Source organism: Pseudomonas sp. JQ36 (assembly GCF_053851495.1).
Genome location: NZ_CM132642.1, coordinates 4,162,422 through 4,187,176 on the forward strand (window position 1 = coordinate 4,162,422; position 24,755 = coordinate 4,187,176).

The 24,755-nt window shown below is 61.3% G+C and carries 21 protein-coding genes; 9 read left to right on the forward strand and 12 right to left on the reverse strand.

What is annotated here, in order from left to right; translation table 11 throughout:
* Positions 1–59: 59 nt before the first annotated feature.
* The 9 genes from ACS4NR_RS18835 to ACS4NR_RS18875 all read right to left on the reverse strand — a co-directional run bounded on the left by ACS4NR_RS18835 (position 60) and on the right by ACS4NR_RS18875 (position 11,014).
* Positions 60–878, reverse strand: a complete 819-nt coding sequence (locus ACS4NR_RS18835) for a phosphoglycolate phosphatase (RefSeq protein ID WP_456018044.1) — start codon at positions 876–878, stop codon at positions 60–62.
* Positions 875–1,549: a ribulose-phosphate 3-epimerase gene (gene rpe, locus ACS4NR_RS18840; RefSeq protein ID WP_003228808.1), complete on the reverse strand. Its 675-nt coding sequence runs from the start codon at positions 1,547–1,549 to the stop codon at positions 875–877. Before rpe ends, ACS4NR_RS18835 begins: the two co-directional genes overlap by 4 nt.
* Before the next feature lie 80 nt (positions 1,550–1,629).
* The gene (locus ACS4NR_RS18845; RefSeq protein WP_456018045.1) at positions 1,630–2,778 is read right to left on the reverse strand and encodes an iron-containing alcohol dehydrogenase; all 1,149 of its coding nucleotides are present in this window, start codon (positions 2,776–2,778) and stop codon (positions 1,630–1,632) included.
* Positions 2,779–3,054: 276 nt separating this feature from the next.
* A complete protein-coding gene (locus ACS4NR_RS18850) occupies positions 3,055–3,879 on the reverse strand; it encodes an ABC transporter permease (RefSeq protein ID WP_095137404.1) in 825 nt (274 codons plus the stop codon).
* Between the two features lie 12 nt (positions 3,880–3,891).
* Positions 3,892–5,139, reverse strand: coding sequence for an ABC transporter permease (locus ACS4NR_RS18855; protein WP_115986063.1), 1,248 nt, complete (start codon positions 5,137–5,139; stop codon positions 3,892–3,894).
* A 182-nt stretch (positions 5,140–5,321) separates the two neighbouring features.
* Positions 5,322–6,365 carry an ABC transporter substrate-binding protein gene (locus ACS4NR_RS18860; RefSeq protein WP_456018046.1) on the reverse strand — a complete coding sequence of 348 codons (1,044 nt, stop codon included), beginning with the start codon at positions 6,363–6,365 and terminating at the stop codon, positions 5,322–5,324.
* Between the two features lie 48 nt (positions 6,366–6,413).
* Positions 6,414–7,538, reverse strand: a complete 1,125-nt coding sequence (locus ACS4NR_RS18865; RefSeq protein ID WP_095137407.1) for an ABC transporter ATP-binding protein — start codon at positions 7,536–7,538, stop codon at positions 6,414–6,416.
* Positions 7,539–7,888: 350 nt separating this feature from the next.
* Entirely contained in the window at positions 7,889–8,518 is a 630-nt protein-coding gene (locus tag ACS4NR_RS18870; RefSeq protein ID WP_003228820.1) for a response regulator, read from the reverse strand.
* Between the two features lie 102 nt (positions 8,519–8,620).
* Positions 8,621–11,014, reverse strand: a complete 2,394-nt coding sequence (locus ACS4NR_RS18875) for a PAS domain-containing sensor histidine kinase (RefSeq protein WP_456018047.1) — start codon at positions 11,012–11,014, stop codon at positions 8,621–8,623.
* Between the two features lie 74 nt (positions 11,015–11,088).
* Here ACS4NR_RS18875 and ACS4NR_RS18880 point away from each other — a divergent pair, with 74 nt between their 5' ends.
* Positions 11,089–12,078, forward strand: coding sequence for an alpha/beta hydrolase family protein (locus ACS4NR_RS18880; RefSeq protein WP_456018048.1), 990 nt, complete (start codon positions 11,089–11,091; stop codon positions 12,076–12,078).
* Positions 12,079–12,206: 128 nt separating this feature from the next.
* Here the strand turns inward: ACS4NR_RS18880 and ACS4NR_RS18885 are convergent, their stop codons facing one another.
* Genes ACS4NR_RS18885 through ACS4NR_RS18895 form a run of 3 tightly spaced genes read right to left on the reverse strand, consistent with a single transcriptional unit; the run spans position 12,207 to position 14,663 of the window.
* Positions 12,207–12,974, reverse strand: a complete 768-nt coding sequence (locus ACS4NR_RS18885; protein WP_456018049.1) for a TerB family tellurite resistance protein — start codon at positions 12,972–12,974, stop codon at positions 12,207–12,209.
* Between the two features lies 1 nt (position 12,975).
* Complete coding sequence (gene murU / locus ACS4NR_RS18890) at positions 12,976–13,647, reverse strand: N-acetylmuramate alpha-1-phosphate uridylyltransferase MurU (RefSeq protein WP_456018050.1); 672 nt, start codon at positions 13,645–13,647, stop codon at positions 12,976–12,978.
* Positions 13,644–14,663, reverse strand: coding sequence for an aminoglycoside phosphotransferase family protein (locus tag ACS4NR_RS18895; RefSeq protein ID WP_456018051.1), 1,020 nt, complete (start codon positions 14,661–14,663; stop codon positions 13,644–13,646). Before ACS4NR_RS18895 ends, murU begins: the two co-directional genes overlap by 4 nt.
* 130 nt (positions 14,664–14,793) lie before the next feature.
* Between ACS4NR_RS18895 and ACS4NR_RS18900 the strand changes: the two genes are divergently transcribed.
* The 8 genes from ACS4NR_RS18900 to ACS4NR_RS18935 all read left to right on the forward strand — a co-directional run bounded on the left by ACS4NR_RS18900 (position 14,794) and on the right by ACS4NR_RS18935 (position 24,667).
* Positions 14,794–17,616: an LPS-assembly protein LptD gene (locus tag ACS4NR_RS18900; protein ID WP_456018052.1), complete on the forward strand. Its 2,823-nt coding sequence runs from the start codon at positions 14,794–14,796 to the stop codon at positions 17,614–17,616.
* Entirely contained in the window at positions 17,597–18,913 is a 1,317-nt protein-coding gene (gene surA, locus ACS4NR_RS18905; RefSeq protein WP_456018053.1) for a peptidylprolyl isomerase SurA, read from the forward strand. Before ACS4NR_RS18900 ends, surA begins: the two co-directional genes overlap by 20 nt.
* Positions 18,910–19,899 carry a 4-hydroxythreonine-4-phosphate dehydrogenase PdxA gene (pdxA, locus tag ACS4NR_RS18910; protein WP_456018054.1) on the forward strand — a complete coding sequence of 330 codons (990 nt, stop codon included), beginning with the start codon at positions 18,910–18,912 and terminating at the stop codon, positions 19,897–19,899. The genes surA and pdxA overlap by 4 nt, the downstream gene beginning before the upstream one ends.
* Entirely contained in the window at positions 19,896–20,711 is an 816-nt protein-coding gene (gene rsmA, locus ACS4NR_RS18915; protein ID WP_456018055.1) for a 16S rRNA (adenine(1518)-N(6)/adenine(1519)-N(6))-dimethyltransferase RsmA, read from the forward strand. Before pdxA ends, rsmA begins: the two co-directional genes overlap by 4 nt.
* 114 nt (positions 20,712–20,825) lie before the next feature.
* Positions 20,826–21,206 (forward strand): Co2+/Mg2+ efflux protein ApaG, encoded by a 381-nt coding sequence (apaG, locus tag ACS4NR_RS18920; RefSeq protein ID WP_456018056.1) that lies wholly within the window; start codon positions 20,826–20,828, stop codon positions 21,204–21,206.
* Entirely contained in the window at positions 21,206–22,087 is an 882-nt protein-coding gene (locus tag ACS4NR_RS18925) for a symmetrical bis(5'-nucleosyl)-tetraphosphatase (RefSeq protein ID WP_456018057.1), read from the forward strand. Before apaG ends, ACS4NR_RS18925 begins: the two co-directional genes overlap by 1 nt.
* A 33-nt stretch (positions 22,088–22,120) precedes the next feature.
* Positions 22,121–22,450 carry a thiosulfate sulfurtransferase GlpE gene (gene glpE / locus ACS4NR_RS18930; protein ID WP_095137419.1) on the forward strand — a complete coding sequence of 110 codons (330 nt, stop codon included), beginning with the start codon at positions 22,121–22,123 and terminating at the stop codon, positions 22,448–22,450.
* 294 nt (positions 22,451–22,744) lie between these two features.
* On the forward strand, positions 22,745–24,667 hold the full coding sequence (locus tag ACS4NR_RS18935; protein WP_003228848.1) for a PrkA family serine protein kinase: 1,923 nt from the start codon (positions 22,745–22,747) through the stop codon (positions 24,665–24,667).
* Positions 24,668–24,755 lie beyond the last annotated feature (88 nt).

Sequence of the window (24,755 nt, forward strand, 5' to 3'; positions counted from 1 at the left end):
TGGTGTGAGGTGCTAACAGTCAGGTGTGCAAACGCGCCGGCAAGCCGGCCAGGAACCAGTCAGGCGCGCCAACGCCAGCGGGCCAGGGCCTTGATGACTTTCATCCAGAGTTTGCGGGTGACCACCACGATGGCGTTTCCAGAATGGGATTGAGAAGTGTCGGGCAACGTTATCTCAGCGGCAGTACCGAGGCAACCGGGAATTAGCTTGCGCAGATCGTCGATCACCAGTGCCGGGGATTCTTCGGCAATCGGGCGACCGTGGTTGTAGCCGTAGCTCAGCGCCACGCACTTGACCCCCGCTGCTTTCGCCGCCAGCACGTCGCTGCGCGAATCGCCGACGAACAACGATTGCGAGGCCGGGATATTGGCCATCTTCATCACGAAGAACAGTGCCGCCGGGTCGGGTTTCTTCTGCGGCAGAGTGTCGCCACCGATGATCCACTTGAAGTAGCGGCCGATCTTCATCTGATCCAGCAGCGGCGCGACGAAACGCTCGGGCTTGTTGGTGATCAGCGCCATCGCCACGCCCTGCTTGTGCAGCCACTTGAGGGTGTCGCGCACGCCGGGATAGACCACGGTCAGCTCATGGCTGGCGCCGTAGGCCTCCATGAACACTTCCAGTGCGTGCTCGGCTTCGACGTCATCCACCGCCGAATGATCGATGCCACCGGCCAGCGCCCGGCGCACCAGCACCGGTGCGCCATTGCCGACCCACTCGCGCACCGCCTCGATGCCGGCGGGCTTGCGACCGAGGGAGAGCAGCATGGTGTCCACCGCTGCCGCCAGGTCGGGAACCGAGTCGATCAGCGTGCCATCCAGATCGAACATCACCAACCGTGGCAGTTGCCCGGGGAACAGCTGCTCAAAACCGCTCATGGGCGCGCCAGCGCCAGTTCGGAACGCATCTTGTCGATGACTTCCTGATAGTTCGGCGCATTGAAGATCGCCGAGCCGGCGACGAAGGTGTCAGCACCGGCCGCGGCGATTTCACGGATATTGTTGACGTTGACGCCACCGTCGATTTCCAGACGGATGTCACGCCCCGAAGCATCGATGATCGCCCGCGCTTCGCGCAGTTTGTCGAGGGTGCCGGGGATGAACTTCTGCCCGCCGAAGCCCGGGTTGACGCTCATCAGCAAGACCATGTCGACCTTGTCGATCACGTACTTGAGCACGTCCAGCGGGGTCGCCGGGTTGAACACCAGACCGGATTTGCAGCCGCCTTCACGGATCAGTTGCAGCGAACGATCGACGTGCAGCGTGGCTTCCGGGTGGAAGGTGATGTAGGTCGCGCCAGCCTCGATGAAGTCGCCGACGATGCGATCCACCGGGCTGACCATCAGGTGCGCGTCGATCGGCGCGGTGATGCCGTACTTGCGCAGTGCCGCGCAAACCATCGGGCCAATGGTCAGGTTCGGCACGTAGTGGTTGTCCATGACATCGAAGTGGACGAAGTCGGCACCGGCGGCCAGAACGTTGTCCACTTCTTCGCCGAGGCGGGCGAAGTCGGCGGAGAGAATCGACGGAGCAATTACGAAGGGCTGCATGACGCACCTTTTCTGAGCTAAATCACGATGGCGCGCATTGTATACCTCAAGTTTCCGTGCGCGCACCGTGACCGCGATGATCAGTACGCCGCTCGGTAGATCTTCTCGATATCCGCAGCGCTGAGCTTGCGCGGGTTGTTGCGCATCAGACGCTCGATTCCCGCGGCCTCCACGGCCATGGCCGGGATCGCCTCCTCGGGCACACCGAAACTGCGCAGCCCGGCCGGAATTTCCACCGCCACGCACAGCTCGGCCATCGCCTGCACGGCTTTGTCCGCCGCCTCAGTGGCGCTCAGATGCGCGGTCTTCACCCCCATGGCTTCGGCGATATCCTGCATGCGCTCGACGCAGGCCATCTTGTTCCAGGTCATGACATACGGCAGCAGCAAGGCATTACTGACGCCGTGGGCAATGTTGAAGCGCCCGCCCAGTGGATAGGCCAACGCATGCACCGCGCCGACCCCGGCGTTGCCGAACGCCATGCCGGCCATCAGGCTGGCGGTGGCCATGTCTTCACGAGCCTGCAGATTGGCGCCATTGGCATAGGCCTTGGGCAGCGACCTGGCGATCAACTTGATTGCACCGAGCGCCAGCGAGTCGGTGATCGGCGAAGCATTGACCGACAGATAGGATTCGATGGCATGCACCAGCGCATCGACGCCGCTGGCGGCGGTGACGCTGCGCGGGCAGGTCAGGGTCATCTGCGGGCTGACCAGCGCCACGTCCGGCAACAGAAAATCGCTGACGATGCCTTTCTTCAGTTGCGCGACCTTGTCGGAAAGAATCGCCACGTTGGTCACTTCCGAACCGGTGCCAGCAGTGGTCGGGATAGCGATCAGTGGCGGACCTTTGCGTGGCACCTGGTCGACGCCGAACAGATCTTCCAGCTCGCCGTGGTATCCGGCATACGCGGCGACACTCTTGGCGATGTCGATGGCACTGCCGCCGCCGAGACCGATCAAGCCGTCATGCCCGCCCTCGCGATACACGCGCATGCAATCTTCGACGATGGCGATTTCCGGATCCGGCAGCACCCGGTCAAAAATCTCGTACTCGCGCCCGCCCAATTGACACAGCGCCAGCTCCACGGTGCCGGACTTGACCAGCGCGGCGTCGGTGACAATCAGCGGGTTGTCGATGTCGAGGCGGGTGAGTTCGGCGGCCAGTTGCTCGATGGCCCCGGCGCCGGTGATCAGTTTGTGAGCGATTTTGAACTGGGACAGACTCATTGTGCGCAGCCTCTTATAGATGTGGGAGCTGAGCACAAGCGTAGCTGAGGGTTTGGGGTTGTCTGGTATTCAGTTGGTGAATAATCAGGAGCAAAAGCCCCTCACCCTAACCCTCTCCCGTAGGGAGAGGGGACTGACCGAGCTGCACTCTCGAAGTCCATCGACGTGCAATACCGAGTCGAACTCAGATTCTGAACAGCATGAAGATCTGCCCCCTTTCCCCCTCGCCCCCTTGGGGGAGAGGGCTGGGGTGAGGGGTGGCTTTTGATCTGGGCGTCAGACCTGCGCGGTACGCAGTTTTTCGCTGCGGCCACGCAGCCATTCCAGGGTCAGCAGCAGGATCACCGAGAAGGCGATCAGCAAGGTGGCCGCCGCCGCAATCGTCGGGCTGAGGTTCTCGCGGATCCCGCTGAACATCTGCCGTGGCAGAGTCGCTTGCTCGGGGCCGGCGAGGAACAGCGTCACTACCACCTCATCGAACGACGTCGCGAAGGCAAACAGCGCCCCGGAAATCACCCCCGGTGCAATCAGCGGCAAGGTTACCCGGCGGAACGCCGTCAGTGGCGATGCACCAAGACTCGCCGCAGCGCGTACCAGATTGTGGTTGAACCCCTGCAACGTCGCCGACACGGTGATGATCACGAACGGCACACCGAGCACCGCGTGCACCACGATCAACGAGAAGAAGCTGTTGCCCAGCCCCAGCGGCGCGAAGAACAGATAACTCGCCACACCAATGATCACCACCGGCACCACCATCGGCGAAATCACCAGCGCCATCACCAGGGATTTGCCGGGGAAGTCGCCACGGGTCAGGCCAATCGCCGCCAGCGTGCCGAAGACCATCGCCAGCACCGTGGCCGCCGGGGCGACGATGATGCTGTTCTTCAGCGCGCGCATCCACTCCGCCGAAGCGAAGAAGTCGTGATACCACTGCAGCGAAAAGCCCTGCAGCGGATACACCAGGAAACTGCCGGAGTTGAACGACAGTGGCACGATCACCAGCACCGGCAGAATCAGGAACAGCAGAATCAGGCCGCAGAGGATCCGCAAGCTGTAGAACCACACCCGTTCGATGGGTGACATGTAAGGACTCAGCATTTCAAACTCCCCTTAGCTCAGGCGCAGGCGACTGGCGCCCACCAGCCAGCTGTAGATCAGATAAAGCACCACGGTCGCCAGCAGCAACAAGCCGCCCAGCGCAGTGGCCATGCCCCAGTTGATGCTGGTGTTGGTGTAGAACGCGACGAAGTAGCTGACCATTTGATCGTTCGGGCTGCCGAGCAGCGCCGGGGTGATGTAGTAGCCGATGGCGAGGATGAACACCAACAGGCAACCGGCGCCGACACCGGCGTAGGTCTGCGGGAAATACACCCGCCAGAAACTGGCGAACGGGTGGCAGCCCAGCGAGATGGCGGCGCGCATGTAGGTCGGCGAGATGCCTTTCATCACGCTGTAGATCGGCAGGATCATGAACGGCAGCAGGATGTGCACCATCGAGATGTAGACGCCGGTGCGGTTGAACACCAGCTCCAGCGGCTTATCGATAATGCCCATGGCCAGCAGCGCGCTGTTGATCAATCCGCCCGATTGCAGCAACACGATCCACGCCGCGACCCGCACCAGAATCGAGGTCCAGAACGGCAACAGCACCAGAATCATCAGCAGGTTGCTCTGCCGCGATGGCAGGTTGGCCAGCAGGTAGGCCAATGGATAAGCGAGAACCAGACAGATCACGGTGATGACCAGGCCCATCCAGAACGTGCGGGCGAAGATATCGAGGTAGATCGCCTGGTCCGGGGTGGCCGGGGCCAGTTCGCCGAGATCATCGATACGGTGATCGACCGCCGCCAGCAAGTAGTAAGGCGTGATACTGCTGGTGTTGCGTTTGACCGCTTGCCAGTACGCCGGATCGCCCCAACGCTCGTCGAGCGCTTCGAGGGCCTCTTTATAGGACGCCGGTTCGCTGGCGAAGGGCAGCGCCCGGGCCGTTTTGGTCAGCAGGCTGCGATAGCCGGCCAACTCCATGTTCAAGCGCTTGGACAGATCGCCCAGCGTCTGGTTTTTGCGGGCTTCGGCGAGGTCTTCGCCGGCCGCTTTGTATACCGGTTCAGCCGGCAGGCCGCGGCCGTCCCAACTGGCGATGGCCGCCACGGTGCGCGGCATGCCGCCGACCACTTCCGGGTTGCCGACGCTTTTGTAGAGCAGCGCCACGATCGGCACCAGGAACACCAGCAACAGAAACAGCACCAGCGGCGCAATCAACGCCTGGGCCTTCCAGCGGTTGACCCGCTCGGCGCGCTTGAGCTTCTGCTTCAAGGTGGGGCTGGCGCCCTCGTTCAGGGGAACGGCGATGGCCATGACGTACTCCGCAAATCTTTGATCGTTACAGAGGTGGCGAACCACCTCGATCGATTGGTGCACACAAATCCAAATGTGGGAGCGGGCTTGCTCGCGAAGGCGGCGCATCAGTCGACATCAATGTTGAATGTGCTGATGCTTTCGCGAGCAAGCCCGCTCCCACAGGAGAGCAAGCTCTCGGGCTATTTCGCAGCCCAGGAATTGAAGCGCTGTTCCAGCTGCTCACCGTTGTCAGCCCAGAAGCTGACATCGATCTGCACCTGGTTGGCGATGTTTTCCGGGGTGGTCGGCATGTCTTTCAAGACTTCCTTGGCCAGCAGCGGTACGGCTTGAGTGTTGGCCGGGCCGTAAGCGATGTTTTCCGAATAGGTCCTCTGCTGCTGCGGCTGCACCGAGTAGGCGATGAATTTCTTCGCCGCTTCGGCGCGCTTGGCGTCCAGACCTTTCGGGATAGCCCACGCGTCGAAGTCGTAGATGCCGCCATTCCACACCACTTTCAGGTTGGATTCTTTCTGCACGGCGGCGATGCGACCGTTGTAGGCCGAACTCATGACCACGTCACCGGAAGCGAGGTATTGCGGCGGCTGGGCACCAGCCTCCCACCACTGGATGCTTGGCTTGAGCTCATCGAGCTTCTTGAACGCGCGATCCTGCCCTCCCTTGCTCGCCAGCTCTTTGTAGACGTCTTTCGGTGCAACACCGTCGGCCATCAGCGCGAATTCCAGGGTGTACTTGGCGCCTTTGCGCAGGCCCCGCTTGCCCGGGAATTTCTTGGTATCCCAGAAATCGGCCCAACTGGTTGGCGCGGTTTTCAGCTTGTCGGCGTTGTAGGCGAGCACGGTCGACCAGACGAAGAAGCCCACGCCGCACGGCTGAATCGCACCTTTGACGTAGTCTTCGGTCTTGCCGAACAGTGCCGGGTCGAGCTGTTCGAACATGTCTTCATCACAACCACGGGACAGCTCTGGCGATTCAACTTCCACCAGATCCCACGACACGCTCTTGGTGTCGACCATGGCTTTGACCTTGGCCATTTCGCCGTTGTACTCGCCGGCAACGATCTTGCCGTTACCCGCCGCTTCCCACGGTGCATAAAAGGCTTTGACTTGCGCCGCCTTGTTCGCCCCGCCAAACGACACCACGGTCAAGTCCGGGCCGGCGGCCATTGCGCCGGTCGCACCCATCAGGCCCAGAGTCAGGGCGGTGAACTTCAGGGATCTCAACATTTATTGTTCTCTCCACGTGCAGGGTTGGTGTTGGTATTGCCGGGGCGCTTAGTGCGCCTCTAGAAGAGGATCGAGTGCGCGAACGTGCTCGACCTGCCAGCCAAGCGGAACCACGTCGCCGACCGCGAGCGCTGGATCGAGCTCGGCAATCGGCTGTTTCACGAAGAAGTCGGTCTTGCCGCAGACTTCCAGGCGCACCCGGACGTGGTCGCCCAGATAGATGAATTCCGCCACCCTCCCTGAGAAGCGGTTGACGCATTGGTCGCTAGAGCCGTTGAGGCTGACGCGCTCCGGACGAATCGACAGGGTCACCGGTTCGCCGGCCTGGCCCACGTTGACCGCCAGCGCCTCGACCTTCTCGCCCCGACCCAGCTCGACCACGCACCGCTCGCCGCTCTGGCTGAGCAGACGGCCATTGAGGCGGTTGTTCTCGCCGATGAAGTTGGCGACGAAGGTGTTTTTTGGTTCTTCGTAGAGGGTACGCGGCGGGGCAATCTGCTGGATTTCGCCCTGATGGAACACGGCGACGCGGTCGGACATGGTCAGGGCTTCACCCTGGTCGTGAGTCACGTAGACCACGGTCACGCCGAGGCGCTGGTGCAGGTGCTTGATCTCCATCTGCATGTGTTCGCGCAATTGCTTGTCGAGGGCGCCCAGCGGTTCGTCCATCAGCACCAGTTGCGGCTCGAACACCAGTGCGCGGGCCAGTGCCACACGCTGTTGCTGACCGCCGGAGAGTTGCGCCGGATAACGCGAAGCGAAGGCGTCGAGCTGGACCATGCTCAGGACTTTCTTGACCTTGTCGCTGACGTCGCTCTTGTTCAGGCCACGTACGGTCAGCGGAAAGGCGAGGTTCTCGGCCACGGTCATGTGCGGGAACAGCGCGTAATTCTGGAACACCATGCCGATGTCACGCTTGTGCGGCGGCACGTTGTTGATTGCACGGCCGGCGAGGAGGATTTCACCGGCGGTCGGGGTTTCGAACCCGGCGAGCATCATCAGGCTGGTGGTCTTGCCCGAGCCGGACGGCCCGAGCAGGGTCAGGAACTCGCCTTTGCGAATGTCCAGGTTGAGGTCTTTGACGATCAGGTTCTCGCCGTCGTAGCTCTTCTGCACTCCACGAAAGCTGACCAGCACGTCACTGGCCCCTGCGTTTGAATCGACCTGGCTCATACCCACACCTTTGTTATTGGTAACTGCTGTGGATTAAGCCTAGTGGCTGGCGCCAGTCACGCAAATCGGGGCGCAGGAGAGAATCGCCTCAGCCGGATGGAAGGTTGGGGGTAGGGATTGCCCTACAAGGATGGCGCGTTTTGGCAAACGCAGCGGCAAGCGATGGGCTGCGAGCTGCAAGAACAAGCAAAAGCGCCTGTCGCTAATGGATATGCCCGCAATGGCAGGCCAGATGGAGATTCCCTGTGGGAGCGGGCTTGCTCGCGAATGCGGTGTGTCAGTCAATGAATGATTGGATGACCCACCGCATTCGCGAGCAAGCCCGCTCCCACATTAGAAATACGGCGTTCTCAGAGAAGTTTGTGCTCCATCGCGTATTTCACCAGCTCGGCCAGCGAGGTGATGTTGAGCTTCTGCATCAGCCGCGCCTTGTGCGTGCTGATGGTCTTGCTGCTCAGGGCCAGTTGCTGGGCGATATCGTTGACGTTGGCGCCCTGGGCCAGGCGTTCGAACACCGAGAACTCGCGCTCGGACAGCAGCGAATGCAATGGACGCGTGTCGGTCAGGCCGACCTCGAAGACCATGCGGTCTGCCAGTTCCGGGTCGATGTAGCGCCCGCCGGCCGCCACTTTGCGAATCGCCGTCAGCAATAGCGCCGGATCGCTGTCCTTGGTCGCGTAGCCCGCGGCGCCGACCTTGAGCGCACGGGCGGCCATTTGCGCCTCGTCGTGCATCGACAGCACCAGAATTGCCGGCGGATTGTTCAGCGCGCGAATCCGCGGGATCGCCTCCAGCCCGTTGACCCCAGGCATCGAGATGTCCAGCAACACCACTTCACACGGCACGCTGCGCAGGGTTTCAAGGAGCTGCTCGCCATTGCTCGCCTCCCCCACCACTTGCAGGTCCTTGGCCAGGCCGATCAGTTGCTTGATGCCTTCACGGACGATGGTGTGGTCTTCGGCTACCAGTACGCGGATCACTTGCCTCTCCTCGATATTTGCATTGACGCTAAAAGATCGCAGCCTTCGGCAGCTCCTACAGGGATATGCGACCAATGTAGGAGCTGCCGCAGGCTGCGATCTTTAGCGATCCAAAGGCACCCACACATTCAGACTGGTGCCCTCCCCCGGCTCACTCTCAAGCATTAAGCGCCCGCCCATGATCAGCACCCGCTCGCGCATACCAACCAGGCCAAAGGACGTCGGCCGATCCGCCGCAGCGACAAAGCCTACGCCATCGTCGCTGACCGTCAGACACAACTCGTCGCCTTGCAGCGCCAGTGTCAGCTCCACAGTATGCGCCTGAGCATGGCGCATGACGTTGGTCAGCGCCTCCTGCAGGATGCGGAACAGGCCAATCGCCTTGGCGTCGCTGAGCACCGGCAGATTGTCCGGCACCTGCACCAGACACGGAATCTGCGTGCGCGCCTCGAACCGCCGTGCCTGCCATTCAATCGCCGAGGCAATCCCGGCATCGAGAATCGGCGGGCGCAACGCCGTCGCCACATCACGCACCAGCTGGAACAACTGGGCGATCAGGCGTTTCATGCTGTTCAAGCGCTCATGCAGTCCCGGGTCAAGCTGCGCATAAGCCAGCTCGCACATCGAGGTTTCCAGCTTCAGCACCGTGAGCATCTGCCCCAGCTCATCGTGCACCTCCCGGGCGATGCGCGCCTTCTCTTCTTCGCGCACGCTTTCCAGGTGCGCCGACAATTCGCGCAGTTGTTCGCGGGAGGCGGCAAGCTCCAACTCGATACGTTTGCTTTCGCTGATGTCCCAGACGATGCCGTCCCAGACATAGGCGCCATCCTCCAGCTGTCGGGTGATTGCCTTGATCTCGGCCCAGCGCTGCTCACCCTGACGAGTAAGAATCCGCCCTTGCCACGACCAGTCACTGTCAGTGTCCAGCGCCTGATCCTGGGTCTGGTGATAACTGGCCTTGTCGTCCGGATGCACCAGACTGCGCAAGCCCATGTCGCGGTGGGCGATGGCGGCCGGCGCGTAGCCGACCAGACTTTCGCTGCCCTCGCTGATGTAGGCGAAATCGATCTGCCCGGTCACCGGCGCCCGCTCCAGGCGAAACACCAGCCCCGGTACGTTGGCGGCGATGCCTTGCAGGCGCGCTTCACTTTCCTGCAACGCGGCCAGGGCGCGGCGACGCTCCGTGACGTCAGTCAGGTAAACCACCAGATACTCGCTGTCGCGAAAACGCAGAAAACTCAGCGAGACGTCCGCCGGCAGGATGCTGCCATCGGCGCGTACGCAACTGGTTTCAAAACTCAGCGGCCCTTCTTCACTGGCCCGCGCGCGTTTCCACAGGTTGAGCCAACGGTCCATGTGCAGGCCAGGTTCGAAGTCGATCAGCGGCCGTTCGATCAGCGCGCCCTGTGGATAACCGAGCATGCTTTCCGCCGCGCGGTTGGCGTAGCGCACATGGCTGTCCCAGTTGACCCAGAGAATGCCGACGGTGCTTTGATCGATGGAAAACTGGGTCAGGCGCAAGGCTTCTTCGCTGGCCGCGCGCAGGGCGATGTCTTCCCGGGCGGCCAGCAGGCGCTGTTCGAGGCTGTGTTGCTGGCGTCGTTGCCAGACCACGATGGCCACACAACTGAGCAGTAACACCGCAAACAACAGGCTGAGGTTCTGCCAGAACCCCGGCGATTCCGTGAGCCGTGGGTACTTGGGTTGCAGCCATTGGTTGTGCAGGCGCTCCAGATCCTTGGCCGGGATTGCTCGCAAGGCGCTTTCGATGATCCCGGCCAATTGCGGCCAGTCGCGCCGCGTGGCGACCCGCAACAGCTGTGGCAAGCCGATATCGCCGACCACCACCAACCCGGCGAACTCGGGTTCGGCGGACAACCGCCCGAGCTGCGCCTCATCCACCACGGCGTAGGACGCCTGCTGGGTCAGCAACAGTTGCAGTGCCTGACGCTCCAGCGGCACGCCTTGCAGATTCAGATGGGGATAGGTGCTGCGCAAATAGTCCGCCGTCACGCTGGGCATGCGCACGGCGACGCGAGACAGGCTGTCGAGTTTTTCCAGCTCGACCACGCCGCCGCTCTTCTGGTCGCTGACCACCAGTTGCGGCACACGCATGTAGGGATCGGAAAACAGCCACAGGCGCAGCGCACCCGGGGTCTGGGTCAGGCCCGGGGCGATGTCGATTTCGCCTTCACGGGCGGCCTCCTCCAGTTGCGCCAGATCCTGAAAGTTGCGCCAGCTCAGCTCGACGTTCAGGGTCTTGGCCAGCGCCTTCATCAATTCGACGTTGGCCCCGGACAAGCGCTGCAAGCGCCGGTCGTATTGCGCGTACGGCGCCTGCAATACCAGACCGACGCGCAGCTCGCGGTGTTGCGCCAGCCATTCCTGCTGGCCGGGCGTCAACAGCGCTGCATGTGCCGCCGGCGCAGACGCCGCCCAGCCCATCAAGGGAAAACACAACCAGCCGATAACCCACAGGCAGCAAAAACGCATCATTGAAGTCTCGTACACTGACAAATTCTGACCAACCCATTAGGCTGCCGGGATACTTTTCTGGCCTGGAATAACCGATGCCCTCTGTCTACCGCCTGGCAATGCCAGCATTGTGCCTGTCGCTGATCCTGCCTTGTGCGTTTTCCGTCGAAGCCGCCGATCCGGCGCCCGCCTCCACCGCCGAGCAACCGGCCACCGAAAAACCCGCCGAACGCCAGCCATTGCTTGAGCGTAGTCAGGAAGAAGCCGCGGCACTCGAACGCAAAGTCCCGGCACAAGAACAGCAGCAACTGCAGGCCGGCGCCGACACTTTCCTCGCCCTGTGGAAACCGGCCAACACCGCCGAGCCCAAAGGTGCGGTGATTATCGTCCCCGGCGCCGGCGAAACCGCTGACTGGCCGCAAGTGATCGGCCCGCTGCGCAGCAAATTGCCCGACGTCGAGTGGAGCAGCCTGAGTATCACCCTGCCGGATCTGCAAAGCGATGCCATCGCACCGCGGGTGATTGCGCCCGCCGCCGCGCCGAAAGCCCCGGAAAGTGGCAGCAAGGATTCCACCACCGCGCAACCGATCGAACAGGCGGCGGGCGGTGAAGCGGAAGTGGCGGATCAGGTGGTCGCCGAAACCACTGAAGAACAATCCAAGGCTGATGCCGAGCGAATTTTTGCGCGGATCGACGCGGCGATTGCCTACGCCGAGCAACAAAGCGCACGTCGGGTCGTGGTGCTCGGTCACGGCACGGGCGCCTACTGGGCGGCGCGTTTCCTCAGCGAGCGGCAGAGTTCGCAGGTGGAGAAACTGGTGATGGTCGATGCGCAAACGCCGAGCAAAGCCAAGCCGCAACTGGCCGAGCTGACGCCGACCCTGAAGTTGCCGACCGCCGACATTTTCTACATGGACAAGGCGCTGGATCGCAACGCGGCGCTCGAGCGCATGCAGGCCAGCAAGCGCCTGAAGACGTCGACCTTCAGCCAAGTGGCGCTCAAGGCGTTACCGGATAAAAAGGCTGAGCAGGAACAGCTGTTCCGGCGGGTGCGTGGCTGGCTGAATCCGCAGAAAACCGACTGACAGACCGAGTTGCCCCATTCGCGAGCAAGCCCGCTCCCACCCTGAGCGCGTTCCTTCAGTTGGAATGCGATCAGGGTGGGAGCGGGCTTGCTCGCGAAGAGGCCCTCACAACAACTCACCTGTAACGATCAGCGAAAATCCCGTCGCGCCCGAATCAGCGTAAACGCGTTGTGCAGCTCGCGGGTTTTCTCGGTTGCGTCACGCACCTGCTCCGGCGTTGCGCCGCTGCCGGCGATCTTGTCCGGGTGATGACGGCTGAGCAGCCGTCGATAGGCGCGCTTGATCTGCGCCGGTTCGCTGGTCGCCGACACCCCGAGCAGGCGCATCGCTTCCTGATAACTCACCGCCGCACTGACAATCGGCCGTTTGTTCGGCTCGTAATCACTGGCCAGCGCCTGGATCTGGTGGGTTGTCCAACCCAGCCACTTGCCCCACTGCGCCAACAATTCACGCTCACTGACGCCCGCGCGACCGTCGGCCCAGACCATCCGCCAGCAGGCGCGCAACACGCCTTCAGCGGCATGCGGCTGAGCACTCAGGCGCCGCAGGTAACCGCGCAAGTGATCACCACCGGCCTTGCCGCGATTGAACGCAGCAATCGCACGCCGCCGTGCCGGTTCGCTCATTTCCAGGGCGTTCATTTCATTGCGCGCCTGCTGGATGTGACCGTCCGTCACTCGCCCGTCACTTTTCGCCAGACGCCCGAGCAACACGAACAGCAATTCGTCGTTACGCAACATCGGCCGGCCGCCGAGCTTTTCCCCCAAGTGTCCCCAGCTTTGCAAGTGCAGGCGCCGATCCAGCGCCTGTCCCAACAATGCCCCAAGCATGGCCCCCGGAATGCTGGCGATCGCAAAACCCGCTCCGGCTCCAATCAGAGTCCCTGGCCACAACATATCAACGACTCGCTTCTATCAATGCTTCAGCTTCGGCCAGACGCTCATGCGTTCCGACATCCACCCAATGGCCTTTCAGACGCTCACCGCTGACCTGCCCATCGGCCATGGCTTTGCGCAACAACGGTGCGAGCTTGAATGCGCCCTCCGCGCAACCATCGAACAACTGCGGATGCAGGACTGCAATGCCGCTGTAGGTCAGGGTTTGCCCACCGGGTTGACCATCAAGCACCTGACCGTCAGTCAGGGTGAAATCGCCTGCCGGATGATGGGCCGGATTGTCAGCCAGTACGAGATGCGCCAGACCATTGATCGGTTGATGCAGCACGCTGAAGTCGTAATCGGTCCAGATGTCACCGTTGACTACCAGGAACGCATCGTCACCGAGCAACGGCAAGGCGCGGAAAATCCCGCCGCCGGTTTCCAGCGGCTCGCCTTCCGGCGAATACCGGATGCTCACGCCGAACTGCGAACCATCGCCCAGGTAATCCTCGATCTGCTGACCGAGCCAGGCGTGATTGATCACGATTTCACTGAAACCGGCCGCCGCCAGCGCGCGCAGGTGATACTCGATCAACGGCACGCCGCCGGCGCGCACTAGCGGTTTGGGGGTGGTCAGGGTCAGCGGGCGCATGCGCTCGCCCTTGCCTGCCGCCAGAATCATCGCCTTCATGCAGTCACTCCGCCACGCAGACTGGCGAGCAACGCCTGCAGATCCGCCAGTTCAGGACGACGCGCAATCACCGCTTCTATATAGGCGAAGAACCGCGGCACATCGGCCAGGTAGCGCGGTTTGCCATCGCGATGGCAGATGCGGGCGAAGATGCCGATGACTTTCAGGTGGCGTTGTACGCCCATCAAGTCGCTGGCACGCAGGAAGTCTTCGAAATCGGCCTGCACCGGGATGTCCAGCGCCGAGGCTTGCTGCCAGTAACTTTCCAGCCAGCCACGCACGCGTTCTTCAGGCCAACTGAGGAAGGCGTCCTTGAACAGGCAGGTGACGTCGTAGGTGACCGGGCCGTAGACCGCATCCTGAAAGTCGAGCACGCCGGGATTCGGCTCGCTGAGCATCAGGTTGCGCGGCATGTAGTCGCGGTGCACCAGCACTTTCGGCTGAGCCAGGGCGCTGTCGATCAGCAGATCGCTGACGGCTTGCCATTGCTGCTGCTGTGCCGCGTCGAACTCGATGCCGAGTTCGCGTTTCACGTACCACTCGGGGAACAGTTCCAGCTCGCGGCGCAGCAGTGCCACGTCGTAACTCGGCAGCGGTGCAACCATCGGCAATTGCTGAAAAGCCAATAGCGCCTTCAGGGCATCGCTGAACAAAACGTCGGCATTTTCGCCGTCGATTACGTCGAGATAGGTCTCGTTGCCCAGGTCATTGAGCAAAAGAAATCCGCGTTCGAGGTCTTCTGCATAAACTTTCGGCACGTTAATTCCGGATTTCGCCAGCAAAAAGGCGATATCCACGAACGGTTTGCAGTTTTCCTGGGGTGGCGGCGCGTCCATCACGACGAAGCTGCGCCCCTCTCCTTCCCAACGGAAATATCGCCGGAAACTCGCGTCGCTGCTGGCCGCGGTCAACGTGGCCGGGGGCACGGCGCCCCAGCCCTGATCTGTAAACAGGATTGCCAACTGCTCATCGAGCCAAACTTTCAGGTGTTGCAAGCGTACATCTTGGTCAGGCATTGCAAGGGTCTCCGACGGCGCTAGCCGTCAAGCGGGTCATGCTTTATTATCCAGCATCTTTTTCAGACCATCGAGAGGCGTGCGGCCCACACCGCGGGCAGATGGCACGCAGGAAGCCCGGACTAATAAGATGGCATTGAAATCCCCCGCGTTTCGTAAAAAATTTCCGTTGTTGGTAACCGGCAGTCTGCTGGCTATGCAACCTCTGGCCAGTCAATTCGTTGTTGCCGCCGAGCAGTATGACTGCGCCGTCTCGGCAACGGGTGGCTGGGCGTGTGCGCCCAAGACGCCGGCAGCTGCATTGCCGCCGCGTCCGGTGCATGACGGCAGTGCCGTCAGCGCCGCCGGCGAAGCCCCGAGCCAGAACGGTTCCACATCCGACACCGGCGCCAAGCCTGTGCTGGTCACAGAAGCCAAAGGCCGCGGCCTGAAATCCCGTAGCGAAGACTACAGTCACCTCGACTGGGTTCCGCGCGAGAAGCTCACCGCCGCTCAATTGGCCGAGACCGGTCCTTACTGCTCTGGTTCCTATATCGAACCGATTCGTCCTGGCATGAATGACAAGACGAATAAAAGTGACGCACCGACCTTTATCGGCGCCAAGGCCTCGCGCTACAATACCGAAGATCAGGTGGGTACGCTGGCCGGCGACGTGATCCTGCGTCAGGGCAGCATGCAGGTCGAGTCCGACGAGGCCAGCCTGTATCAGGCCGAGAGCCGCGCCGAACTCAATGGCGACGTGCGCATTCGCGACAACGGCGCACTGATCGTCGGCGACCATGCCGATGTGCAGCTCGACACCGGTGAAGCCAAGGTCGACAACGCCGAATACGTGATGCACAAATCGCGCATCCGCGGTAACGCGCTGTACGCCAAGCGTGCCGAGAACGCGATCATCCGTCTCAAGGACGGCACGTACACCACGTGCGAACCGAACAGCAACGCCTGGCAGCTCAAGGGCAACAACATCACCCTGAACCCTGCCACCGGCTTCGGTACCGCGACCAACGTGACACTGCGGGTCAAGGACATTCCGATCCTGTACACGCCGTACATCTACTTCCCGATCGACGATCGTCGCCAATCGGGCTTCCTGCCGCCGACCATCGGCACCGGCAGCGATACCGGCTTCATGCTGGTGACCCCGTACTACTTCAACCTGGCGCCGAACTACGATGCCACGTTGTACCCGCGCTACATGGAAAAGCATGGCTTGCTGATGGAAGGCGAATTCCGCTACCTGACCAAGTCCAGCGAAGGCCAATTCGGTGCGGCGTACCTGAACGACGAGAGCGACGAACGCGACAAGCAGACCGACTCCAAGAAAACCCGTTACATGTACAACTGGCAACACACGGGTGGCCTGGATTCCCGCGTGCTTACGCAGGTCGACTACACCAAGATCAGCGATCCGTACTACTTCCAGGATCTGCAGACCGACCAGATCGGGGTGAAATCCGCCGACTACGTGAACCAGCAGGGCTCGATCTCTTATCGCGGCGATAGCTACATCGCTCGACTGAACGCCCAGGCGTATCAACTGGCTTCCGTGTCGAACATTACGCCGTATGACCGCCTGCCACAGCTCACCTTCAATGGCCGGCTGCCGTACCACCCGCAAGGTCTGAACTTCGACTATGAAACCGAATTGGTTCGTTTCGATCGAGACCTGAAAACCGGCAACTATACCGATGAGGATGGCGGGCCATTCAACGCCGACGGCTCGGTCGGCACGCCGCGCCTGGACACCAACGTCTTCGGCCTGGCGCGCGCCACCGGTGATCGCCTGAATCTTGCGCCGACTGTCAGCCTGCCGCTGAACTGGACCTATGGCTTCATCAAGCCATCGCTCAAGTATCAATACACCCAGTACCAACTGGATCTGGATAACAGAGGCAAGAGCCAGATCGCGACGCAGGGTCCTGACGCCGACAAGCTGCTGGGTACCTTTGGCACCAACCAGAGCCGTGCCATCCCGATCGCCAGCATCGACAGCGGCCTGTACTTCGACCGCAAGACATCCTGGTTCGGCAAAGGCTATACCCAGACCCTGGAACCGCGCCTGTTCTACCTCTATGTACCGGAGAAGGACCAGTCGGACATTCCAGTGTTCGATACCAGTGAAACCACGTTCAACTACTCCTCGCTGTTCCGTGACAACCGCTTCACCGGCTCCGACCGTGTCGGCGACGAGAACAAACTGTCGCTGGGCGTGACCAACCGCTGGATCGAGGACGACGGTTTCGAACGTCAGCGCATCAGTGTCGGCCAGGCGCTGTACTTCAAGGATCGTGAAGTACAACTGCCAGGTATCGATGCCAAAACCCGTGACGATGCACATGCCAATGTGTCGCCTTACGCGCTGGAATACGAATACCGCTGGAACCGCGACTGGCGCACCACTGCCGATTACAACTGGGACCCGGACAGCCGCAGCCCGCGTTCCGGCAGTGCGATGTTCCACTACCAGCCTGAAGACAACCCGAACAAAGTCATCAACGCCGGCTATCGCTATCGCAACGACCAGGTTCGTTACGACCAGAACACCGGTAAATGGACTGTCGGCGGTGGCGACTACGGCACCCCGGGCCAGCCTGGCTACGTGAAGGACTACTACAAGATCCAGCAGCATGATTTCTCGATCATCTGGCCGATCGTTCCACAATGGAGCGCAATCAGCCGCTGGCAGTACGACTACAACCGCAATCGCACGCTGGAAGCCTTCGGTGGTTTCGAGTACGACAACTGCTGCTGGAAAATGCGCCTGATCAACCGTTACTGGGTTTCCTACGACGAATTCAGTCAGGAAGCTCCGCAAAACGAAAAAGGCGACCACGGCGTCTTCCTCCAAATTGTTCTGAAGGGACTCGGCGGCCTCACCGGCGCCAAAACCGAGAGCTTCCTCGACAAAGGCATCCAAGGTTATCGTCAACGTGAAGACCAAGCTTTCTGATTGTCTGCGCCCGCTGATGCTGGGCGCGCTGTTCCTGGGTACTGCGGCCAACGCCGCAGTTCAGTCCATCGATAAAGTGGTGGCGATCGTTGATAACGATGTGGTCATGCAGAGCCAACTGGACCAGCGCGTCCACGAAGTTCAGCAGACCATCGCCAAGCGTGGCGGCGGCTTGCCGCCGCCCGGCGTGCTGGATCAGCAGGTGCTTGAGCGCCTGATCGTCGAAAACCTGCAACTGCAGATCGGCGAGCGCTCCGGCATCCGCATCACCGACGAAGAACTGAACCAGGCGGTTGGCACCATTGCCCAGCGCAACAACATGACCGTGGATCAATTCCGCGCCGCCCTGGCTCGCGACGGTCTGAACTATGACGACGCCCGTGACCAGATCAAGCGCGAGATGATCATCAGCCGTGTGCGTCAGCGTCGCGTGGCAGAGCGCATCCAGGTCTCCGAGCAGGAAGTGAAGAACTTCCTCGCCTCCGACCTGGGCAAGATGCAGCTGTCCGAAGAACTGCACCTGGCCAACATCCTGATCCCTACGCCGGAAAGCGCCAGCTCTGATGCGATTCAGAGCGCTTACCGTCAGGCGATGGACGTTTACCAGAAGCTCAAGCAAGGCGCCGACTTCGGTCAAATGGCCGTTGCCAAATCCGGCAGCGACAATGCCCTGGAAGGCGGCGACATGGGCTGGCGCAAAGCAGCGCAACTGCCACCGCCGTTCGACCGAGAGCTGAGCAGCATGGCCGTCGGCGACATCACTCAACCTGCACGCACGCCGGGTGGTTTCATCATCCTCAAACTGCTGGCAAAACGTGGTGGCGAAACCCAGATGCGCGATGAGGTGCATGTACGCCACATCCTGGTCAAGCCAAGCCCGATTCGTGACGAAGCCAAGACCGAAGCCCTGGTGCAATCGCTGTATGACCGCATCGTGGCCGGTGAAGACTTCGCTGAACTGGCGAAAAACTACTCCGAGGATCCGGGTTCGGCGCTCAACGGTGGCGATCTGAACTGGATCGACCCGAACGCACTGGTACCGGAATTCCGCGAAGTGATGGCCAAGACCCCACAAGGTCAGCTGTCCAAGCCATTCCAGACCCAGTACGGCTGGCACGTGCTGGAAGTCCTGGGCCGCCGCGCCACCGACAGCACCGAGTCGGCACGCGAGCAACAGGCAATGACTGTTCTGCGTAACAAGAAATACGATGAAGAGCTGCAAAACTGGCTGCGTCAGATTCGTGAAGAAGCCTACGTAGAAATCAAACTCCCTGGTGCAGACCAGGCAGCGCAGTGAAACCCAAGCGTTTCGCGCTGACACCCGGCGAACCAGCCGGCATCGGTCCCGACCTGTGCCTGCTGCTCGCCTCGCAAGCCCAGCCACACCCCCTGATTGCCATCACCAGCCGCGACCTGCTCACCGAGCGGGCCGCGCAGCTGGGGCTGGCCGTCACTTTGCTGGAAGTGGCGCCCGGTCAATGGCCGGACGCGCCGGCAGCAGCCGGCAGCCTGTACGTCTGGGACACCCCGCTCAGCGCCCCCGTGGTTGCCGGGCAACTGGACAAGGCCAACGCCGCGTTTGTCCTCGAAACCCTGACCCGCGCCGGCAACGGCTGCCTGAACGGCGACTTCGCCGGGATGATCACCGCCCCTGTACATAAAGGCGTGATCAACGAATCCGGCATCCCGTTCTCCGGGCATACGGAGTTCCTCGCAGACCTGACCCATAGCGCCCAAGTGGTGATGATGCTCGCCACTCGCGGCTTGCGCGTCGCACTGGTCACCACCCACCTGCCCTTGCGCGAGATCGCCGATGCGATCACGCCGGAACGGCTGGAGCGGGTCACGCGGATTCTGCACGCCGACCTGCAAGACAAATTCGGCATCGCCCGGCCACGCATCCTGGTCTGCGGGCTTAACCCGCACGCTGGTGAAGGCGGACACCTGGGCCATGAAGAAATCGACATCATCGAACCGACATTAGAGCGCCTGCGCGGCGAGGGCATGGACCTTCGTGGCCCGCTGCCTGCCGACACTCTGTTTACCCCCAAATATCTGGAGCACTGCGACGCAGTGCTGGCGATGTACCACGACCAGGGCCTGCCCGTGCTGAAGTACAAAGGCTTCGGCGCGGCGGTCAACGTGACCCTCGGCCTGCCGATCATCCGCACCTCGGTTGACCACGGCACCGCCCTGGATCTGGCCGGCAGCGGCAAGATCGACACCGGCAGCCTGCAGGTCGCCCTGGAAACCGCCTACCAGATGGCCGAGACCCGTTTATGACCGAGCAATACCAACACAAGGCGCGCAAACGCTTTGGCCAGAACTTCCTGCACGACGCCGGCGTCATCGACCGCATCCTGCGTTCCATCAGCGCCAAACCTGACGACCGCATGCTGGAAATCGGTCCGGGCCAGGGCGCACTGACCGCAGGCCTGCTCAGCTCCGGTGCGCAACTCGACGTGGTGGAACTGGACAAGGACCTGATCCCGATCCTCAATCAGCAGTTCGCCGGCAAGAGCAACTTCAACCTGCATCAGGGCGATGCGCTGAAGTTCGACTTCAACACCCTCAACGCTGCGCCGAACAGCCTGCGCGTGGTCGGCAACCTGCCGTACAACATCTCGACGCCGCTGATTTTCCACCTGCTGAACAACGCCGGCATTATTCGCGACATGCACTTCATGCTGCAGAAGGAAGTGGTCGAGCGGCTGGCCGCAGGCCCGGGTGGCGGCGACTGGGGTCGTCTGTCGATCATGGTTCAGTATCACTGCCGTGTGGAACACCTGTTCAACGTCGGCCCGGGCGCGTTCAACCCGCCGCCGAAGGTCGACTCGGCCATCGTCCGCCTGGTGCCGCATGCGGTACTGCCGCACCCGGCCAAGGATCATCGCCTGCTCGAGCGTGTCGTTCGCGAAGCCTTCAACCAGCGTCGCAAGACCCTGCGCAACACCCTCAAGCAATTGATGACCGCCGCCGAGATCGAAGCCGCCGGCGTCGATGGCAGCCTGCGCCCCGAGCAACTGGACCTGGCCGCATTCGTACGCCTGGCCGACAAGCTTAGCGAGCAAGCCCCCGCCCCCACCGCCCACTGACTGGCGATGAACGCTATCGGGCAGGCCGCCACTCTGGTTTACTGCCCGATACTTGCCTAGACTGATTCCCCATCAGCTACGCCTCGCGTTCCGCTTTGCTTAAGGCCCTTTTGCATGTCCGATTCTCGTTATCAGGTCGACGTCAGTGTCGTTACCCGCTACCTGGCAGAACAATCGCAACCCGAGCACAACCGCTTCGCCTTCGCCTACACCATCACCGTGCAGAACAATGGCGAACAGCCTGCCCGTCTGTTGTCGCGGCACTGGGTGATCACCGACGGCGACGGGCATGTCGAAGAGGTTCGCGGCGCAGGCGTTGTCGGCGAGCAACCGCTGATCGACGCAGGCAAAAGCCACACCTATAGCAGCGGCACGGTGATGACCACCAAAGTCGGCACCATGCAGGGCACTTACGAAATGGTCGCTACCGACGGCAAGCATTTCGACGCGATCATCAAACCTTTCCGCCTCGCCGTCCCCGGAGCCCTGCACTGATGACGACGTACGCCGTCGGCGACCTGCAAGGCTGCCTCGATCCGCTCAAATGTCTGCTCAAGCAAGTGGCTTTCGATCCGAAGCTTGATCGGCTGTGGCTGGTCGGCGATCTGGTCAACCGTGGCCCTCAGTCGCTCGAGACCCTGCGCTTTCTCTACGGCATGCGCGATTCGCTGGTTTGCGTACTGGGTAACCATGACCTGCACCTGCTCGCTGCGGCCAACAACATTGAGCGCCTGAAGAAGTCCGATACCCTGCGCGAGATCGTTGAAGCCCCCGACGCAGCCGATCTGCTCGAGTGGCTGCGCCAACAAAAGCTCATGCACTACGACGAACAACGCGAAGTGGCCATGGTGCACGCAGGCATCCCACCGCAGTGGTCCTTGCGCAAGGCCTTGAAGTACGCCGCCGAAGCCGAAGCCGCGCTGCGTGACGACAACCTGTTTCCGCTGTACCTCGATGGCATGTACGGCAACGAGCCGGCAAAGTGGGACAGCGATCTCACCGGCGTGACCCGCCTGCGCGTCATCACCAACTATTTCACCCGCATGCGCTTCTGCACCGCCGACGGCAAGCTCGATCTCAAAAGCAAGGAAGGCCTGGATACGGCCCCGCCGGGCTACAAGCCATGGTTCCAGCACAAAGAACGCAAGACCCGCGGTCTGCGCATCATTTTCGGCCACTGGGCCGCGCTGGAAGGCGATGTCCGTGAACCGGGCATCTCGGCGCTGGACACCGGTTGTGTCTGGGGCGGCAGCCTGACTTTGATGAACGTCGATAGCGGCGAGCGTGTGTCGTGCAAATGCGATGAACACGGCGGGCTTGCACCGACCGTCGCACCACTTATCCCCGAAACTTCGCCAGTCAGCGCGCCGCGTTAGACTGCGCATTCTGCCGAGCTACAGGAACCCGCTATGAGCGAATTCAAACGAATCCCCCCGGAACAGGCCCAGGCCCTGCGCGAGCAAGGCGCCGTGGTGGTCGATGTACGTGATCCTGCCACTTTCGCTGCCCTGCATATCAGCGGTTCGAAGCATCTGGACAATCACTCCCTGCACGCCTTCATTCAAGGCGCCGACCTCGATGCACCGACCGTTGTCGTCTGCTATCACGGCAATTCCAGTCAGGGCGCTGCTGCCTATCTGGTCAGCCAAGGCTTCTCCGACGTCTACAGCATGGACGGCGGCTTCGAGCTGTGGCGTGCGACTTATCCGTCGGAAACCGCGCAAGGCACCGCCGAATAATTTTTTTGTCACGTGCAGGCCCCGGCTGCCGTGGGCCTGCGCGCGGCAGACGAACGGTCTGCCACAACTAATTACGTATCTCGCCTTTACCTCTCGAATTCCCAACTATCCTTAAGCCCAGGCCATCCAAAACAGGGGAGAGCCGGTACACCGGCGCACGGGTCATCGGGAGTGACTTTCAAGGTTGTCGACCGCGAAAGTGTTCTGGGGGGTAAACAAGCGGCCACCGCGGCTGCTTGCCAGCATCGACTGAGTGACCCGGCGTCGGCTCCACGTATCGAGCGAGGTGACGTCATGAGTATCTTTAGCCACTTCCAACAACGCTTCGAGTCCACACGCCAGGAAGAACTCTCGCTGCAGGAGTACCTGGAGCTGTGCAAAAAGGACCGCAGCGCTTACGTTTCCGCCGCCGAGCGTCTATTGATGGCCATCGGCGAACCCGAGCTGCTCGACACGTCGACCAACTCGCGGCTGTCGCGGATCTTCTCCAACAAGGTGATTCGCCGCTATCCGGCCTTTGAAGACTTCCACGGGATGGAAGAATGCATCGACCAGATCGTCTCGTATTTCCGCCATGCCGCCCAAGGCCTGGAAGAGAAGAAACAGATCCTCTACCTGCTCGGCCCCGTCGGTGGCGGTAAATCGTCGCTGGCCGAGAAGCTGAAACAACTGATGGAAAAAGTGCCCTTCTACGCGATCAAGGGCTCGCCGGTATTCGAATCGCCTCTGGGTCTGTTCAACGCCACCGAAGATGGCGCGATCCTCGAGGAAGACTTCGGCATCCCGCGGCGCTACCTGAACACCATCATGTCGCCGTGGGCGACCAAACGCCTGGCCGAATTCGGCGGCGACATCAGTCAGTTCCGCGTGGTCAAACTGTACCCGTCGATCCTCAACCAGATCGCGGTGGCCAAAACGGAACCGGGTGACGAGAACAACCAGGACATCTCCGCGCTGGTGGGCAAGGTCGACATCCGCAAGCTCGAGGAATACCCACAGAACGACGCCGACGCCTACAGCTACTCCGGTGCGCTGTGCCGGGCCAACCAGGGCCTGATGGAGTTCGTCGAGATGTTCAAGGCACCGATCAAGGTGCTGCACCCATTGCTGACCGCCACCCAGGAAGGCAACTACAACAGTACCGAAGGCCTCGGCGCGATTCCGTTCACCGGGATCCTGCTCGCGCACTCCAACGAATCGGAGTGGCACACCTTCCGCAACAACAAGAACAACGAAGCGTTCATCGACCGGATCTACATCGTCAAAGTGCCGTACTGCCTGCGGGTCAGCGACGAAGTGAAGATCTACGACAAGTTGCTGTTCAACAGCTCTCTGGCGAAGGCCCACTGCGCACCCGACACCCTGAAGATGCTCGCGCAGTTCACCGTGCTGTCGCGCCTCAAGGAGCCGGAAAACTCCAACATCTATTCGAAGATGCGCGTCTACGATGGGGAAAACCTCAAGGACACCGATCCGAAGGCCAAGTCGATTCAGGAATACCGCGATTCGGCGGGCGTCGACGAAGGCATGAACGGTCTCTCGACCCGCTTCGCCTTCAAGATCCTATCCAAGGTGTTCAACTTCGATCCACATGAAATCGCCGCCAACCCGGTGCACCTGTTGTATGTGCTGGAGCAGCAGATCGAGCAGGAACAGTTCCAGGCCGAGACTCGCGAACGCTACCTGCGCTACCTCAAGGAGTATTTGGCGCCGCGTTATATCGAGTTCATCGGCAAGGAGATCCAGACCGCTTATCTGGAGTCTTACAGCGAGTACGGGCAAAACATCTTCGACCGATACGTGCTGTATGCGGACTTCTGGATTCAGGATCAGGAGTACCGCGATCCGGAAACCGGCGAGATTCTCAACCGTGTCGCTCTGAACGAAGAGCTGGAGAAAATCGAGAAACCGGCGGGCATCAGCAATCCGAAGGATTTCCGCAACGAAATCGTCAACTTCGTGTTGCGCGCCCGGGCCAACAACAACGGCAAGAACCCGACCTGGCTCAGCTACGAAAAACTGCGGGTGGTCATCGAGAAGAAAATGTTCTCGAACACCGAAGACCTGCTGCCAGTCATCAGTTTCAATGCCAAGGCGAGCAAAGAGGATCAACAGAAACACAACGACTTCGTTACTCGAATGGTCGAACGCGGCTACACCGACAAACAGGTACGGCTACTTTCCGAATGGTACCTACGGGTCCGCAAATCGCAGTAAAGCAGCTGCAAGCTTCTGGCGACGGGCTGCAAGAGAACAGCGAAGACCGGTCTCGCGAACGGCGTGTGCTTTCTCTTGCAGCTTGAAG